Raw genomic sequence first — 15,479 nt, 5'->3', positions numbered from 1 at the left:
CTGGAGGATATGCGATGTCGACGACCACCGAGCCGAGCGCTGCGCCTGCTGCAGCCCCTGCCGAGAAGCCCGCCGTGAAGATCATCGCGGCGACGGATAACGCGGCCCGCGCCGCGCTCATCAAGGAATACGCCACGAAGCCGGGCGATACGGGCAGCCCGGAGGTCCAGGTCGCCCTGATCTCCGCCCGCGTCACCATGCTGACGGAACACCTGAAGGCGCATCCGAAGGATTTCCACAGCCGGCGCGGCCTGCTGGTGCTGGTTGGCCAGCGCCGTGGCCTGCTGGACTATGTGAAGCGCAAGGACCAGAAGCGCTACGAGACGCTGATCGGCCGGCTTGGCCTGCGTCGCTGATCGCAACGCATCTGGCGTACTGAGCGGGGCGGACCTTCGGGTCCGCCCCGTTTGCGTTTAGGGGGGCGGCATCAGGCCCGTACCCAGGTCTCCGAAAAGGCGAGCATCGCCGTGCTGATGGATTGCCCCGCAATCTCACGCGGGATCGGCGTGCCGGGGCGCTTCTGACCGTTCACCGTGACGCTCGCCTGCGCGCAGCCGAGGAAGACGGTCGGCATGTGGTGCCGCCCGGTGGCGGAAAGCGCCGGCGGCAGGGAGAAACAGAAGGGCGCGCCAAGGCCGCTCCACTCCAGCGCCACCGTCAGGTCCCCGGCGCGCACCGTCTCGCTGTAATGGGTGCGGGCATCACCGCCGGTCTGCACATGGTCCAGCTTGCGGAACTGGATGCCGCGCAGCCCGGCCATGCCACGCCAGGCGCCGAAATGAGAGACGTAGCCCTCGATCAGCCAGCGCGCGAGTGGTTCATTGTCCGTCAGGCAGAGATTGGCGCGATCGGCAGGCGGTGCCTCCTCCTCCGGCGATTGCAGCAGCACCAGCGCGTGGCCGCGCCCATGTGGGGACAGCACGACGCGGAAGAAGGAGGCGAGGGTGGTGAAGGGCCCGGCGGCGTCGGTCTTCAGCGAGATGCCCGGGTTCTCCCCCGACCATTCGACCTCGCCCGGAAACAGCAGCGTCTGGCTCATCTGGCTTCTCCCCTTGGTATGGGGGCAGCTTGCGGGCGGCAGCCTGAAACGGCAACGCCGCGCGCCGGGTTTCCCCGACGCGCGGCGCTGTGGTCAAACCTGACGGATCGGGTCAGACGCGGTCCTTGCCGTCCACGGCGTCACGCGCCGCGTCCTTGGTCTCGCCGACCGCGCTCTGGACCTTGCCCTTGGCCTTGTCCATCCGGCCCTCGGCCTCGAGCTTCGCGTCGCCGGTCAGCTCGCCGATGCCCTGCTTGATGGCGCCCTTCGCCTGGTTGCCGGCGCCCTTGATGCGTTCGTTGTCCATGCTGGGTCTCCTATCCTGTACCCGGCCTGGTGGCCGGGCTCGGGGATAGAACGCCGATCGCAAGGATGGGTTCGTTACGTAACCGGCAGACCTGCCAGCGCCGCATCCACCGCATCGCCGAAGCGCGCGACGGTCGCCTCGATATCGGCGGCGGTGGCGATGTAGGGGGGCGCCAGCAGCACATGGTCGCCCTGCCGGCCATCGATGGTGCCGGCCATCGGGTAGCAGGCCAGGCCGCGGGCATAGGCTTCCTGCTTGATGCGGTCGTTCAGCTTGAGCGCCGGGTCGAAGGGCGCCTTGCTGGCGCGGTCGGCGACGAATTCCGCGGCCCAGAACAGGCCTCGGCCGCGGATCTCGCCGACATGGCGATGGTTGCCGAGGCGGTCCACCAGGCGCTGTTCCAGCAGCGCGCCCATGGCCTGGACATTGTCCAGCAGCTTCTCCTCCCGGATCACGCGTTGCACGGCCAGTGCGGCGGCGGCGGCCATCGGGTGGGCCTGGTAGGTGTGGCCATGCATCAGCGCGCCGGAGCCATCGCGCAGCGCATCCATGACGCGGTTGTTCGCCAGGATGCCGCCGATCGGCTGGTAGCCGCCGCCGAGGCCTTTCGCCACCACCTGGATATCCGGCGTGACGCCCTCCTGCTCCCAGGCATGCATGGTGCCGGTGCGCCCCATGCCGCACATCACCTCATCCAGGATCAGCAGCGCCCCGTGCCGGTCGCAGACCGCGCGCATGGCCGGGAAATAGCCGGGCAGGGCGGTGACGCAGCCGAGCGTGGCGCCGACCACCGGCTCCGCGATGAAGCCGATGACGGTGTCCGGCCCCAGGCGCTGGAATTCCGCCTCCAGCTCCGCCGCCAGCCGCGCCACGTAGTCGGCATCCGATTCGGCCGGGCCGCGGTCGCGATAGGCGTAGCAGGGCGCGACATGGCTGAAGGCGTCCGACAGGATCGGCTGGTAGATCGCCTTCCGCATGGCGTTGCCGCCGGCCGCCAGCGCGCCGAGCGTGTTGCCATGATAGCTCTGCCGCCGCGCGATGTACTTTCGTCGATTCGGCTGGCCGGCTTCGACGAAATGCTGGCGGGAGAGTTTCAGCGCCGCCTCCATCGCCTCGGAGCCGGAGGAGCAGAGGTACAGGTGGCTGAGGCCGCCCGGCTCGCCTTCCAGCACCAGGTCGGCCAGCGCCTCCGCGCTCTCGCAGGAATACAGCGCGGTATGGGCGTAGGTCAGCTTGTCCATTTGCGCGCGCATCGCCTCCAGCACGCGGGGATGGCCGTGGCCGAGGCAGGCCACCGCCGCACCGCCGGAGCCATCGATGATGGTGCGGCCATTGGAGTCGTGCAGGAAGATACCCTCGCCACGCAGGGCGAGCGGCGGGTCCTGGCGGAGGTTGCGCTGGATCAGGTGGCTACGCATGGGCAGGCTCTCCGGCCAGGGCGATGCAGGCGAAGGCGACGCGGGCCTCCGTCGGCACGCCGAAGCGCGCGGTGTGGCGCGCCGGCAGGCCGTTCGGGAAGTGCCGCACATATTCGGCGTTGAGCGCGGCGTAGTCGGCCGGGTCGGTGATCAGCATGGTCATTTGCACCACCCGGTCCAGCCCGCTGCCGGCGCCCTCCAGGATGGCGGCGACCTTGGCGAGCGCGTTGCGCACTTCCTCCGCCGGCGTCGCGCCGCGGTGCACGCCGTTCGCAGGGTCATGCGGCGCGGAATGGCCGGAGACGAAGACCAGCCCGCCGGCGCGCGTCGCCTCGCTGAACGGGCGGGGCGAGCCGGATGGTGGCGGGCCGAGGATGTCGAACATCGAAGCCTCTCTCAGGGTGCGGTCAGCATGCCGACCACGGCGCCGGTCATGCAGCAGGCAATGGTGGCGGCCAGCAGCGCCGGCAGGCCGAGCTTCACGATATCCGCCCGCCGCTCGGGACACATCGCCACCATGCCGCCCAGCATGATGCCGACCGAGGCGAAGTTGGTGAAGCCGCACAGCGCATAGGTCAGGATCAGCCTCGACCGCTCGCTCAACCCGAGCCCGCCGGATTGCGCCAGTTCGAGATAGGCGACGAATTCATTCACCACCACCTTGGTGCCGAGCGAGGCGGCGACGGTGCCGGCCTGCTCCGCCGGGATGCCCATGGCGAAGGCGAGCGGCCAGAACAGCACCGCGCAGATGCGCTGCAGCGTCAGCCCGGTCAGCGGCTCCAGCACCATATTGGCCAGCGCCACCAGCGCCACGAAGACGATCAGCGTCGCCATGATGCCAAGCAGCAGGGCGAGGCCATCCTGCGTGCCGCGCACCAGCGCCTCCATCGTGCTGTCGTACAGCCGCGGTGCGGCGGCGGCTTCTTCCACGCCTGGCGCCGGGTCGCCAGCGGCGCGTGGCCGCATCAGCAGCGCCACCAGCACGGCGGCCGGCGCCGAGATCAGGCTGGCGGTCAGCAACTGGCCCGCGGCATCCGGCACCACCGGCGCGATGATCACCGCGTAGACCACCAGCATGTTGCCGGCGATGGTGGCGAGGCCGGCCGTCATCACCACGAACATCTCGCTCAACGAAAGCCGCGCCAGCCAGGGCCGCACCAGCAGCGGCGCCTCCACCATGCCGACGAAGACATTGGCGGCGGTGGCGAAGCCGGCGGCGCCGCCGAGGCCGAAGGCGCGGGTCAGCAGCCGGGCCAGCGCCTCCACGATCACCGGGATGACGCGCCAGTGGTACAGCACGGCTGCCAGCGCACCTACCACCAGCACCAGCGGCAGGCCCTGGAAGAACAGGATGAAGGCGGCGCCGGGGAAGGGTTCCGCGAAGGGCAGCGGGCCGCCGCCGAGATAGCCGAAGACGAAGCTGGTGCCGGCGCGGGTGGCGGCGGCGAGCCCGTTAACCGCGCCGCCGAGCAGCGCGAAGCCGGCGCGCAGCGGCGGAATGTGCAGCAGCGCGGCGGCGAACAGGATCTGCAGGCCCAGCCCGGCGAGGACAACGCGCCAGGACGTGCGCCGATGGAAGCCGCCCAGCGCCCAGGCCAGCAGCGTGAGCGCCAGCAGGCCGAGCCCGGATTGCATTTGCAGCGCGCTCATTCAGCCGCCCTCGCCGTGGCGTCTTCCGGGATGTCGAGCGCGCGGATCGCCTCGCTGCGGCGGATGATCTTCTCCGCCGTGATCTCGATGTCCCGCACATCCTGCTGCATGTTGGCGAAATGCCCGCGCAGCGCGCCGATGCGGCGTTCCAGCCGTGCGGTGTCTGCCGCCAGCGCCTCCACCTCATGCCGGATGCGCCGCGCCTCATCCTGCAGCCGTGCATCCCGTAGCAGGCCGCGCATGGTGTTCAGCACCGCCCACAGGCTGGACGGCCCGACGATATGCACGCCGCGCCGCGCCGCCTCCGCCACCAGCTCGGCATGGGCGGCATGCAGCGTGGCGTGCACCGCCTCCGACGGCAGGAACATCAGCGCGCCCTCCGCCGTCTCGCCGGGGATCAGGTATTTCTGGGAGATGTCGGCGACGTGCCGGCGGATGTCGGCGGTGAAGCGGCGGGTGGCCAGCGCGCGAGCGGCGCTATCCGGCGCGTCCTGCATCGCCGCCCAGGCCTCCAGCGGGAACTTGCTGTCCACCGCGATCGGGCCGGGCGGGAAGGGCAGGCGGATCAGGCAGTCGCAGCGCGTGCCGTTGGACAGCGTGTGCTGCCAGGCGAAGCCGGAGGGCGGCAGCCGATCCGCCACCAGGTCGCGCAACTGCACCTCCCCCAGCGCGCCGCGCGCCTGCTTGTTGCCGAGCACGGCGGCGAGCGAGGTCACCTGGCTGCCCAGCGCCTCGATGTTCTGCCGCGCCGCGTCGATCACGGACAGCCGCTGCTGGATGGCGCTGGCGCTGGCCTGGCTGCGTTCGGCAGCGGCATCCAGCCTTGCGGCGAGGCTGCGTTCCTGGTCCCGCGCCCGGTCCTCGGACAGCCGGGCCAGCCGGTCCTGCGCAGCGGCCAGCGCCTCCATCATCGCGCCGAGCCGGGCCACATCCTCCCCCCGCCTGCCGCGCAGGGCGAGCAGAAGCAGCAGCAGGGCGAGGCCCAGTGCGCCGCCGATCAGCGCAAGCGGCAGCCAGTCGGGCAGGCGAAGTCCTTTCGCGAATCGGGATGCGAGGCGCGCAGCTTCGCATCCCGGCGAAGCTGCTGGCTATGCCGGGGCGAAGGCCCCGTCCTGGGGCTATGCCTGCGCGAATTCGCCATCCGCGCCGAGCAGCATCAGCCGCCCCGTCGCCACGCCGAAATGCGCGCCCTGCAGGGTCAGGCTGCCCGCGGCCACGGCCTCCGCCACCCAGGGGAAGGTCATCAGGTTGGCGAGCGAGACGCGCACCGCCTCCAGCTCGCAGGCCTCCTGCGCATCCTCAACCTTCATGCAGGCCAGCACGCGGCTGCGGGCTTCGCGGGCAATCTGCATCCAGGTCGGCACGAAATCCCGCGCCTCCGGCGGCGCGCCGCGCAGCAGGGCGGTGACGCCGCCGCACATGGCATGGCCCATCACCACAAGCTGCGAGACCTGCAGCACCCGCACGCCGAATTCCAGCGCCGCGCTGGTGCCGTGATACTGGCTGTCCGGCGCATAGGGCGGCACCAGGTTCGCCACGTTGCGGACCACGAAAAGCTCGCCCGGCCCGGCACCAAAGATCACGGCCGGGTCCACGCGGCTGTCGGAGCAGGCGATGATCATGGTGTGCGGGCGCTGGCCGCTGGCGGCCAATTCCTCGAACCGCGCGCGTTCCTGTGGCCAGGTGTCGGCACGGAAGCGGCGGTAGCCATCGAGGAGGCGGTTCATCGACTCAGGGCCCTTGGGTGGTGGGGGACGACGGCGCGCCAGATGGCCCCGCGCCCGGCCGAATGGAAGGCCCGACGCGGGGTGAGATAACGAACCCGTAACTTTCAGTGCCGGAAGTGGCGCATGCCGGTGAAGACCATGGCGAGGCCGGCCTTGTCCGCCGCCGCGATCACTTCCGCATCCCGCATCGATCCGCCCGGCTGGATCACCGCGCTGGCGCCGGCGGCGGCGGCCGTCTCCAGCCCATCGGCGAAGGGGAAGAAGGCGTCGGAGGCGACGACGGAGCCCTCCGCCAGCGGCCGGTCCAGCCCGGCGGCCTTCGCCGCGGCTTCGGACTTCCAGGCGGCGATGCGGCTGCTTTCCACGCGGTTCATCTGCCCGGCGCCGATGCCGACGGTGGCGAGGTGCTTGGCATAGACGATGGCGTTGGATTTCACGTGTTTGCAGACCCGGAAGGCGAAGATCAGGTCCTGCAATTCCTGATGCGTCGGCTGGCGGCGCGTGACGACCTTGAGCTGCTCCAGCGTCACCCGCCCGGCATCGCGCGACTGCGCCAGGAAGCCGCCAGCGACGGATTTGAAGGTAGTGCCCGGCGCAGCCGGATCGGGCAGCGCGCCGGTCAGCAACAACCGAAGGTTCTTCTTGCGGGCGAAGATGGCGCGGGCGGCGGCATCCGCATCGGGGGCCACCACCACCTCGGTGAAGATCGCGGTGATGCGCTCGGCGGCTTCCGCATCCAGCACGCGGTTGGCGGCGACGATGCCGCCGAAGGCGGAAACCGGGTCGCAGCGCAGCGCCGCATCCCAGGCGGCGGCGAGGCTCTCGGCCTCCGCCACGCCGCAGGGGTTGGCGTGCTTGACGATGACGATGGCCGGCTGGTCGAACTCCGCCACGCATTCGAAGGCGGCGTCGGTGTCGTTCAGGTTGTTGTAGGACAGTTCCTTGCCCTGGATCTGCGCGGCGGTGGCGAGGCCCGGGCGCTGGCTGCCATCGGTGTAGAAGCCGGCGCGCTGGTGCGGATTCTCGCCGTAGCGCAGCGTCTGGCGCAGCAGCCCGGCGGTGGACAGGCGGCGGGGAAACTCCTCGCCATTCTGCGCCGCGAACCAGGTGCTGATGGCGCTGTCATAGGCCGCGGTGCGGGCGAAGGCGGCCTGGGCCAGCCGGCGGCGCAGCGCCAGGGTGGTGCCGCCCTGGACCAGTTCGGCCTGCACCTCCGCCAGCTGCTCCGGCTCCGTCACCACGACGACGGAGGCGAAGTTCTTGGCGGCGGAGCGGATCATCGCCGGGCCACCGATGTCGATGTTCTCGATGCAATCCTCGAAGCTGGCGCCCTTCGCGACCGTCGCCTCGAAGGGGTAGAGGTTCACCGCCACCAGGTCGATCGGCGCGATGCCGTGTTCCTGCATCTGCGCCAGGTGATCGGCCAGGTCGCGCCGGCCGAGCAGCCCGCCATGCACCTGCGGCACCAGCGTCTTCACGCGGCCGTCCAGGATCTCGGGGAAGCCGGAATGCTCCGCCACATCCTTCACCGGGATGCCGGCGATGCGCAGCGCCTGAGCGGTGCCGCCGGTGGACAGGATCTCGGCGCCATGCGCCACGAGCTGGCGGGCGAACTCCACGATGCCCGTCTTGTCGGAGACGGAGAGCAGGGCGCGGCGGATGGGGGTGGCATCGGACATGGCTTGGGACCTGGCAGCTTTTCGCGCCGGGGTATGGACCCGGCGCGGGGCCGCTTCAACCGATCCGTCAGGGGGGCTGCCCTGCGCGAGGGCGACCCTTGGGCCTGGACCTGCCCCCCGCATTCACGTTACGCGCCTTTCAGATGTTGAGGAGTTGCCGCATGGACCAGTCCCCGATCGAGACCGTTCGCGCCCGCTACGGCGCCGGCGCCGGGCCGGATACGGCGCTGGTGGCGACCAACCCGGTGCTGGAGACGCTGCTGAACCACCGCTCCATCCGCAACTTCACCGACGAGAAGCTGGCACCGGGCACGCTGGAGACGCTGGTGGCCGCGGCACAGTCGGCCCCCACTTCGTCGAACCTGCAGGCCTGGTCCGTGGTGGCGGTGGAGGATCCGGCGCGGCGCGACCGTCTGGCCGATCTGTGCGGCCGCCAGGGTTTCATCCGCCAGGCGCCGCTGTTCCTGTGCTGGATCGCCGACAATTCCCGCCTGATCCGCCTGGGCGAGGCGCATCAGAAGAAGATGGAGGGGCTGGACTACCTGGAATCCTTCATGGTGGCGCTGGTCGATGCGGCGCTGGCCGCGCAGAACGCGCTGGTGGCGGCGGAATCGCTCGGCCTCGGCACCGTCTATGTCGGCCAGCTGCGGCAGAGCCCGGAGAAGGTGGCGGCGGAGCTGAACCTGCCGCCGAACGCCTTCGCCTGCTTCGGCATGGCGGTCGGCCACCCCGCGGTGCAGGGCGCCGTGAAGCCCCGCCTGCCGCAATCCCTGGTGCTGCACCGGGAACAGTATGGCGCGACCGGGGAGGAGCCCGCGATCGCCGGCTACGACCAGGCGCTGGGCGCCTTCTCGGTCGAACAGGGCATGGCGGCGCAGGACTGGACGCAGCGCATGATGTCCCGCGTCGGTACCGCGGCCGGGCTTTCGGGGCGGCACCGGATGCGGGATGCGCTGACGGCGCTGGGCTTTCCGCTGAAGTAGGGTCCGGTGGCGGCGGCCCGGTCAGGGCTGCCCGATTTCGCGGCATGTGTGGCCAATATATAAAGATATCCTTATGAGTGGCGGGAAAAGCTTGGCCGGTGGCGCTGCGCATGCTACGCGCCGCCAGCCAAGTCAGACGCGACCCAAAGGATTTTCCATGCCCGACGCCGCCGGCCAGACCCAGGACTTCATCGTCAAGGACCTTTCCCTCGCTGCCTGGGGCCGCAAGGAAATCAACATGGCCGAGGACGAGATGCCCGGCCTGATGGCGGTGCGCGCCGAATACGGCAAGCAGCAGCCGCTGAAGGGCGCGCGCGTCGCCGGCTGCCTGCACATGACCATCCAGACCGCGGTGCTGATCGAGACGCTGAAGCATCTCGGCGCCGATGTCCGCTGGTCCTCCTGCAACATCTTCTCGACCCAGGACCACGCCGCGGCCGCCATCGCCGCCGCCGGCACGCCGGTCTTCGCCATCAAGGGCGAGACGCTGCCGGAATACTGGGACTATGTGCAGAAGACCCTGGAGTGGGGCGATGGCGGCACGCCGAACGTGCTGCTGGACGACGGCGGCGACATGACGCTGCTGGTGCATTACGGGCTGCGCGCCGAGCAGGGCGACGTCGCCTTCCTCGAGAAGCCGACCAATGAGGAGGAGGAAGTCTTCTTCGCCCTCATCAAGAAGCTGGTGAAGACGAAGCCGGGCTGGTTCGCGGAACTCGCCAAGTCCATCGTCGGCGTCTCCGAGGAGACCACGACGGGCGTGCACCGCCTGTACGTGATGGCCAAGGAAGGCAAGCTGCTGTTCCCGGCGATCAACGTGAACGACAGCGTCACCAAGTCCAAGTTCGACAACCTGTATGGTTGCCGTGAGTCCCTGGTGGACGCGATCCGCCGCGGCACGGACGTGATGATGGCCGGCAAGGTCGCGATGGTCGCGGGCTTCGGCGATGTCGGCAAGGGCTCCGCCGCCTCGCTGCGCAATGCCGGCTGCCGCGTGATGGTCTCCGAAGTCGACCCGATCTGCGCGCTGCAGGCGGCGATGGAGGGCTACCAGGTGGTGACCATGGAGGATGCCGCGCCGATGGCCGACATCTTCGTCACCGCCACGGGCAATGTGGACGTCATCACCGCCGACCACATGCGCGCCATGAAGCACCGCGCCATCGTCTGCAACATCGGCCACTTCGACAGCGAGATTCAGGTCGCCGCGCTGAAGAACTACAAGTGGGACAATGTGAAGCCGCAGGTCGATGAGATCGAGTTCCCCGACGGCAAGCGCATCATCCTGCTGTCCGAGGGCCGCCTGGTGAACCTCGGCAACGCCACGGGCCACCCCTCCTTCGTCATGTCCGCGTCCTTCACCAACCAGACGCTGGCGCAGATCGAGCTGTGGGCGAACCCGGGCAAGTACGAGAAGAAGGTCTATGTGCTGCCGAAGCACCTGGACGAGAAGGTCGCCGCGCTGCACCTGGACAAGGTCGGCGCCAAGCTGACCAAGATCACCAAGCAGCAGGCCGACTACATCGGCGTGCCGCAGCAGGGCCCCTTCAAGGGCGAGCAGTACCGCTACTGAGACCGGCAATCCTGTCCGGCGACGAGGTTGGAACCTGCTTCCAGCCTCGGTCGCCGGCTGGGACCGTTCCGCCATTCGCCCGCTTTCAGCGGACGCCGACCGGGCAATCAGCCACCGGCCTGATCCAGCCCGGCCTGATCCAGCCCAACCGGTCCTGCCCGGCGCGGCTTGCGCCCGGCCTTGCGTTCGGCGCAAATGCGGCCGTGCTTCAAGCGAGGTAAGCCGCCATGTGGGTCTGGATCATCATCGCGGCCCTGTTCCTGTTCCTGGTCAGCCGGACCATGCAGGAAAACGCCAGCAGCACCCGGTCGGGCGCCGCTGCATTCATCGGCACGCTGGCGGACAGTGCGGCGCTGGTTTTGCTGACGCTCGGCGTCTTCGGCCTGCTGCTGGCCCTGGTGTTCGGCGTGATGGCGCCGGAAGGGCCGCGCCTGGCGGGTGACGGCCTTTATGGAACGCTGCTCTGGAGCGCCGGCCTGCTCGCGGCCGGCGTGCTGCTGATCCTGGCCAGCGGCGGCATCCGCCGCCTGGGTGGCAAGGGCGCACCCGCAAAGGCCTTGCGCGGCGGGCATTGAAGCCCGGCACGCAAGGCCCGTTGCCCGTTCAGCTGTAGCGGCGGGTCGCCAGCAGAACCGTCTTCCGCGTGCCGACCTTGGCACCGACCACGGCCGCCGCGGCGCCCAGCAGCAGCGTGGCGAACAGCCAGTAGGCTCCGGTCGCCGCGGCATTCGCCGCCGCCTCGGCCGCCTGCCGCGCCTCGGTCTCGGCCCGCTCGGTCAGGCGCGTCGCCTCGGCCTCCAGCTCCTGGATGCGCTGCGCCGCCTGGTCCTGCGGCAGTTCGAATTCGGCGGAGGCCAGCGCCGTCAGCCGGTCACGCGCCGCCGGGGTGAAGCTGCCGCTGCGGGCGCGCTCCGCCAGGATGCGGGTGATCTCGGCCCGGCGCTGGTCTTCCGTCATCGTCGTCGGGTCGCCGCCGCTCTGCAGGGCGGATTGCAGCCGCTCCGCCAGCGCTTCCGGGTTCACCGACAGGTCGGCGGCCTGGGGCAGCGCCTCGGATGCTGCGGAGGTTGCCGAGCTGGCCGCGCCCTGCACCAGGGCACCGACGCCGCGTGCCGTGCCGGCCGCGACATTGCCCAGCAGCACCGCCGAGACCAGGAAGGCGATGGCCCAGACGGACAGGCCGTGCAGCACGCCATCCGTATCATCCGCCGTGCCGGACAGCCGCGCCGCGACATAGCCGCCGCAGGCCAGGCCGAGCAGGTTGGACACCAGCAGCCAGATGGCGCCGGCAATGCCGAAGGTGCTGGCATCCGGCGTCTCGCCCGGGATCATCGGGTCGATCGTCCCGGCGCCGACGGCGACGCCAAGGATGTTGAACATGGCGCCCACCGTCACGGCGACCAGGCCGCCGGAGATGATGGCGCCCCAGGAGACGCGGGAGGGAAGCTTGTCGGTGGTGGCGACGGTGGTCTGCGACATTTGTTTTCACTCCGGTGACATCGCGCCCAACGTCCGGAAGTGGTTGAAGTTCAGGCCGAAGTTGCACTTGCCTCCAGAAGATCCATGGTGTGGCGCAGAACCTTCACCTCATCGAACCGCTCCAGCGCCCTTGCGCGGCCGGCCGCGCCCATTGCATGGCGCAGCGCGGCATCCTGCGCCAGGCGCGTCAGGGCCTGCGCCAGGGGCGCCACCTGCATCGGCGGCACCAGCAGCCCGGTCTCGCCCGGTACCACCTGTTCGCGTGGGCCGCGGATATCGGTCGCGACCACCGGCAGCCCGGCCAGCATCGCCTCGATGATGGACATGGGCAGGCCCTCGAAATGCGAGGGCAGGGTGAAGACGTCGGCCGCCGCCAGCAGCGCCGGCACGTCGGTGCGGTAGCCCAGCATCACCAGCCGTCGGCCGAGCGTGGTGGCGGCGCGCTGGAAATGCGGTGTCAGATCCTCCCCATGGTCGCTGACCAGCCGCTCGCCCGCCACCCACAGCACGCAGTTCGGCGGCGTATCCGCCATCGCCGCGAGCAGTTCGCAGAAGCCCTTGTGGCGGACGAGGCGGGAGATGGCGATCACCACGCAATCGTCCTCGGACACGCCCATCCCGGCGCGCAGCCGGGCGCGGGCGGCGGGGTCCGGGTGGAAGCGGGCGGGGTCGCGGCCGTTCAGCACGGCGACCGGGTTGGGGTGGATGCGCAGCCGGCGGGCATCCTCCGCCTCCTCCGCGCTGACGGTCAGGTAGGTGTGGGTGATGCGCCCGGCGGCACGTTCCAGGCCGAGCGCCAGGCGGCCGCGCCACCACGGGCCAGGCTGGTTGAACAGGAAGCCGTGGCAGGTATAGGCGATGCGCGGCACGCCGGCGATGCGCGCCGCGGTGCGCGCCAGCAACCCGCTGATCGGCATATGGGCATGCACCAGGTCGGGCTTCTCCGCCCGCATCACCGCCACCAGCTCGGCCAGGGCGCGGGCCTGTCGCCACGGGTGCAGGCTGCGGGCGAGCGCCACCGGCACCACCCGGAACCCCTCCGCCCGCGGCACCGCCAGCAGCGGCCCGTCGGCGCAGACGCCCACCACCTCATGCCCGCGGTCGCGCAGGCCACGCATCAGCGGCAGGATGAAGTGCAGCAGCGCGAAGTCCACATTGGTGACTTCGAGGATCTTCATCGCGCGGCACTTGCCGCGGCGGCCATGCTGCCGCTCGGCCGGCGAGGAAGCCGGCCGCCACATGCCGCGCCAGGCATTACTCCGGCTGCGGCTCGGGCGCTGCCGGGGCGGTCGCGCTGATGCGGGACAGCGCCCATTGCAGGGCCGTGGCGCCGGCCTCGCTGTGCAGCGCCACCTGTTGGCTGCGGCGCGGCTCGCCGCCGAGATAGATGCTTTCCTCGATCGCCACGCGGATGTCCTTGCCGGCCCTCAGCCGCCAGCCGGCGCCGGAGGGCAGGCGCAGCAGCGCGCCCTGTTCATCCTGCTGCAGGCTGGCGGAGACGGCGGGGTGCAGATGGAAGCGCACGGTGAAGCCGGGCACCGCCACATCCTTGGTGCCCTCCAGCAGATCCTCCCCGATCAGGCTGTCGCCGGAATCGGACAGGAACAGGCGGCGGCGGTGGCGCAGGCCGAATTGCCGCAGCCAGCCATCATGCGTCGCGTCCAGCCACAGCTTGCCGTCTTCCTCGAAGCGGTCGGTGGTGACCGTCTCGACCCGCCGGCCGAGGCCCTCGGGCCGCAGTTCGGAGGAATTGGTATCTGCCAGCACCAGGGTGGAATGCGCCGCGGTGGCGCGCAGCGCGTCGCGCCATTCGCCCTCGGCGGCCGGTGCGGCGCCGCAATTGACGATCAACCTCTCCCGCCCGGCCGACATCTCGAAGGCCAGCGTGCCGGCATGGGCGTTGCGGTCGGCGCCGCGCGGCAGGCCGCCCGGCGCGGCGTCCTTGCGGGCGGCGGCGGGGGCGCCGCAATCCATCAGCACCAGGGTGCGGCTGGCCGCCAGGCGGTGGAAGCCGGTGTCCTGCAGCTGCGCCGGCGCGCGACCGCGTGACTGGCCCTGGGTCAGCACCAGGTCGATGAAGGAGGCCTGTTCGTCCCGCGTGCCGTTGAACAGCGCCAGCCCGCCATCGGCATGGCGCAGCATGCGCAGCGCCGGCGCGGCGCGGTCCAGCGTGGCGGCGAGTTGCGGCGGCGCCTCCACCCCCGCGCCATGCAGCAGGTTGCGGATCTCGATCAGGTCCTGCAGCGCCGCGAGCTGCACGCCCGGGCTGCGCTCCACATGGCCGCCATCCGGGCGGAACTGGCGCTCCAGCTCCTGCGGCAGGAAGCGGACGCAGCGGGCGAGCCAGGTTTCCTCCTCCAGCGCCACGGCGCCGGCCATGCCGCCCTTCAGCGCGACCAGCGCGCCGCGATGCGCGGCTTCCGCCGGCAGCCCGGCGACCACGCCGCGGGCATCCTGCGCCAGCCGCTGCATCAGCTGCTGGCGCAGCCCGTCCTCCGCCGTCGCGGCGAGGAAATCCCAGTGGCCGAGCCAGGCGGAGATGCGCGCGCCGGCCACTTCCGGGGCATCCGCCAGCGGGTCATGCGCGCCATGCGCCAGCCAATCCGCCGCCAGCGCCCGGCCGCGCAACCGCGCCGCATCGGTGCCCAGCGCGCGCAGGTCGCGCAGCCAGGCGAAGGCATGGGCGGCGGCGTACCAGCTGTTGTTGCCGCCTGGCTGGGCGGGGGTCCAGTCCGGCCGGGCCGGGGCGTCCTCGCCATCCTGCGGGCGCAGCGGGCGGGTGGTGCCGTAGGCTTCGAACTCGCCGCGCAGCAGCCTTGCGCCGCGCGCGGCATCGCCGGGCCAGAGGTCGCGGAAGGACCGCGCCGGGCCGTCCGGCACCTTGATCGGCTTGAGGTTGGCGATGATGCGGCGTGCGCCGCGCAGGACCCCCCCGATCATGCGGCCTTCCCTCCTCCACGCAATCCGGCGATCGCGGCCGCGTAATCCGACGTGCCGAAGACGGCTGTGCCGGCAACCAGAACATCCGCCCCGGCGGCCAGGCAATCCGGTGCCGTGGCGGCGGTGACGCCGCCATCCACCTGCAGCGCGATCGGCCGGCCGGTTGCCCGCTGGCTGGCATCGATCATCGCCCGCAGCGTGGCGATCTTGGCGAGCTGGCTGCGGATGAAGGACTGGCCACCGAAGCCGGGGTTCACCGACATCACCAGCACCAGGTCGCAAAGATCCAGCACCGGGGCCACGGCCTCCACCGGCGTGCCGGGGTTCAGCACCACCCCGGCCTGCTTGCCCAGCCCGCGGATGGTCTGCAGCGAACGGTGCAGATGCGGCCCGGCCTCCGGGTGCAGGCTGATCAGATCCGCCCCGGCTTCCGCGAAGGCGGCCAGGAAGGGGTCCGCGGGGGCGATCATCAGGTGGACATCGAAGAACATGGCGGAGGATTTCCGCAGCGCCTTCACCAGCCCGGGGCCGAAGGAGATGTTGGGCACGAAATGCCCATCCATGATGTCGAGATGCAGCCAGTCGGCGCCGGCGGCCTCGATGGCGGCGACTTCCTGGCCGAGCCGGGTGAAGTCGGCGGCGAGCAGGGATGGGGCAATGCGGATGGGAGCTGACATGTCCCCC

The 15,479-nt window shown here is 70.7% G+C and carries 16 protein-coding genes; 4 read left to right on the top strand and 12 right to left on the bottom strand.

Annotated features, from left to right (window positions below):
• Positions 1-83: 83 nt before the first annotated feature.
• Positions 84-356, top strand: a complete 273-nt coding sequence (gene rpsO / locus HB662_RS08050) for a 30S ribosomal protein S15 (protein ID WP_342449475.1) — start codon at positions 84-86, stop codon at positions 354-356.
• Positions 357-427: 71 nt separating this feature from the next.
• On the opposite strand, the gene HB662_RS08045 is transcribed toward rpsO, so the two are convergent.
• The 8 genes from HB662_RS08045 to purH form a co-directional block, all read right to left on the bottom strand.
• Complete coding sequence (locus HB662_RS08045; RefSeq protein ID WP_168048981.1) at positions 428-1,039, bottom strand: hypothetical protein; 612 nt, start codon at positions 1,037-1,039, stop codon at positions 428-430.
• A gap of 112 nt (positions 1,040-1,151) precedes the next feature.
• Positions 1,152-1,346: a CsbD family protein gene (locus HB662_RS08040; protein WP_168048979.1), complete on the bottom strand. Its 195-nt coding sequence runs from the start codon at positions 1,344-1,346 to the stop codon at positions 1,152-1,154.
• A gap of 74 nt (positions 1,347-1,420) precedes the next feature.
• The gene (locus tag HB662_RS08035; protein ID WP_168048977.1) at positions 1,421-2,764 is read right to left on the bottom strand and encodes an aspartate aminotransferase family protein; all 1,344 of its coding nucleotides are present in this window, start codon (positions 2,762-2,764) and stop codon (positions 1,421-1,423) included.
• Positions 2,757-3,149 (bottom strand): RidA family protein, encoded by a 393-nt coding sequence (locus HB662_RS08030; protein ID WP_168048975.1) that lies wholly within the window; start codon positions 3,147-3,149, stop codon positions 2,757-2,759. Before HB662_RS08030 ends, HB662_RS08035 begins: the two co-directional genes overlap by 8 nt.
• 11 nt (positions 3,150-3,160) lie before the next feature.
• Entirely contained in the window at positions 3,161-4,414 is a 1,254-nt protein-coding gene (locus HB662_RS08025) for a NupC/NupG family nucleoside CNT transporter (RefSeq protein ID WP_168048972.1), read from the bottom strand.
• The gene (locus HB662_RS08020; protein ID WP_342449466.1) at positions 4,411-5,343 is read right to left on the bottom strand and encodes a DNA recombination protein RmuC; all 933 of its coding nucleotides are present in this window, start codon (positions 5,341-5,343) and stop codon (positions 4,411-4,413) included. Before HB662_RS08020 ends, HB662_RS08025 begins: the two co-directional genes overlap by 4 nt.
• 189 nt (positions 5,344-5,532) lie before the next feature.
• Positions 5,533-6,141, bottom strand: coding sequence for a carbonic anhydrase (locus HB662_RS08015; protein ID WP_168048970.1), 609 nt, complete (start codon positions 6,139-6,141; stop codon positions 5,533-5,535).
• A gap of 104 nt (positions 6,142-6,245) precedes the next feature.
• The gene (purH, locus tag HB662_RS08010) at positions 6,246-7,820 is read right to left on the bottom strand and encodes a bifunctional phosphoribosylaminoimidazolecarboxamide formyltransferase/IMP cyclohydrolase (RefSeq protein ID WP_168048968.1); all 1,575 of its coding nucleotides are present in this window, start codon (positions 7,818-7,820) and stop codon (positions 6,246-6,248) included.
• Positions 7,821-7,981: 161 nt separating this feature from the next.
• Here purH and HB662_RS08005 point away from each other — a divergent pair, with 161 nt between their 5' ends.
• The 3 genes from HB662_RS08005 (at position 7,982) to HB662_RS07995 (ending at position 10,951) form a co-directional block, all read left to right on the top strand.
• Positions 7,982-8,803: an NADPH-dependent oxidoreductase gene (locus HB662_RS08005; RefSeq protein WP_168048966.1), complete on the top strand. Its 822-nt coding sequence runs from the start codon at positions 7,982-7,984 to the stop codon at positions 8,801-8,803.
• A 157-nt stretch (positions 8,804-8,960) separates the two neighbouring features.
• A complete protein-coding gene (gene ahcY / locus HB662_RS08000) occupies positions 8,961-10,376 on the top strand; it encodes an adenosylhomocysteinase (protein ID WP_168048964.1) in 1,416 nt (471 codons plus the stop codon).
• A gap of 227 nt (positions 10,377-10,603) precedes the next feature.
• On the top strand, positions 10,604-10,951 hold the full coding sequence (locus tag HB662_RS07995; protein ID WP_168048962.1) for a hypothetical protein: 348 nt from the start codon (positions 10,604-10,606) through the stop codon (positions 10,949-10,951).
• Positions 10,952-10,979: 28 nt separating this feature from the next.
• On the opposite strand, the gene HB662_RS07990 is transcribed toward HB662_RS07995, so the two are convergent.
• The 4 genes from HB662_RS07990 to rpe form a co-directional block, all read right to left on the bottom strand.
• Positions 10,980-11,855 carry a hypothetical protein gene (locus HB662_RS07990; RefSeq protein ID WP_168048960.1) on the bottom strand — a complete coding sequence of 292 codons (876 nt, stop codon included), beginning with the start codon at positions 11,853-11,855 and terminating at the stop codon, positions 10,980-10,982.
• Positions 11,856-11,905: 50 nt separating this feature from the next.
• Positions 11,906-13,033 carry a glycosyltransferase family 4 protein gene (locus tag HB662_RS07985; protein WP_168048958.1) on the bottom strand — a complete coding sequence of 376 codons (1,128 nt, stop codon included), beginning with the start codon at positions 13,031-13,033 and terminating at the stop codon, positions 11,906-11,908.
• A 76-nt stretch (positions 13,034-13,109) separates the two neighbouring features.
• Complete coding sequence (locus HB662_RS07980; RefSeq protein WP_171970226.1) at positions 13,110-14,795, bottom strand: heparinase II/III family protein; 1,686 nt, start codon at positions 14,793-14,795, stop codon at positions 13,110-13,112.
• Positions 14,792-15,472, bottom strand: coding sequence for a ribulose-phosphate 3-epimerase (rpe, locus tag HB662_RS07975; protein WP_168048956.1), 681 nt, complete (start codon positions 15,470-15,472; stop codon positions 14,792-14,794). Before rpe ends, HB662_RS07980 begins: the two co-directional genes overlap by 4 nt.
• Positions 15,473-15,479: the final 7 nt, after the last annotated feature.

The sequence above is a fragment of the Falsiroseomonas frigidaquae genome, assembly GCF_012163145.1.
Taxonomy (GTDB): domain Bacteria; phylum Pseudomonadota; class Alphaproteobacteria; order Acetobacterales; family Acetobacteraceae; genus Falsiroseomonas; species Falsiroseomonas frigidaquae.
Note: the sequence above shows the minus strand (reverse complement) of the source record. Positions and strands in the feature narration are given on the sequence as shown.

Bases quoted from the DNA above. Each gene is read 5' to 3' on its own strand.
- HB662_RS08045 (WP_168048981.1), bottom strand. From the start codon at position 1,039: ATGAGCCAGACGCTGCTGTTTCCGGGCGAGGTCGAATGGTCGGGGGAG.
- HB662_RS08040 (WP_168048979.1), bottom strand. From the start codon at position 1,346: ATGGACAACGAACGCATCAAGGGCGCCGGCAACCAGGCGAAGGGCGCC.
- HB662_RS08035 (WP_168048977.1), bottom strand. From the start codon at position 2,764: ATGCGTAGCCACCTGATCCAGCGCAACCTCCGCCAGGACCCGCCGCTC.
- HB662_RS08030 (WP_168048975.1), bottom strand. From the start codon at position 3,149: ATGTTCGACATCCTCGGCCCGCCACCATCCGGCTCGCCCCGCCCGTTC.
- HB662_RS08025 (WP_168048972.1), bottom strand. From the start codon at position 4,414: ATGAGCGCGCTGCAAATGCAATCCGGGCTCGGCCTGCTGGCGCTCACG.
- HB662_RS08015 (WP_168048970.1), bottom strand. From the start codon at position 6,141: ATGAACCGCCTCCTCGATGGCTACCGCCGCTTCCGTGCCGACACCTGG.
- purH (WP_168048968.1), bottom strand. From the start codon at position 7,820: ATGTCCGATGCCACCCCCATCCGCCGCGCCCTGCTCTCCGTCTCCGAC.
- HB662_RS08005 (WP_168048966.1), top strand. From the start codon at position 7,982: ATGGACCAGTCCCCGATCGAGACCGTTCGCGCCCGCTACGGCGCCGGC.
- ahcY (WP_168048964.1), top strand. From the start codon at position 8,961: ATGCCCGACGCCGCCGGCCAGACCCAGGACTTCATCGTCAAGGACCTT.
- HB662_RS07995 (WP_168048962.1), top strand. From the start codon at position 10,604: ATGTGGGTCTGGATCATCATCGCGGCCCTGTTCCTGTTCCTGGTCAGC.
- HB662_RS07990 (WP_168048960.1), bottom strand. From the start codon at position 11,855: ATGTCGCAGACCACCGTCGCCACCACCGACAAGCTTCCCTCCCGCGTC.
- HB662_RS07985 (WP_168048958.1), bottom strand. From the start codon at position 13,033: ATGAAGATCCTCGAAGTCACCAATGTGGACTTCGCGCTGCTGCACTTC.
- HB662_RS07980 (WP_171970226.1), bottom strand. From the start codon at position 14,795: ATGATCGGGGGGGTCCTGCGCGGCGCACGCCGCATCATCGCCAACCTC.
- rpe (WP_168048956.1), bottom strand. From the start codon at position 15,472: ATGTCAGCTCCCATCCGCATTGCCCCATCCCTGCTCGCCGCCGACTTC.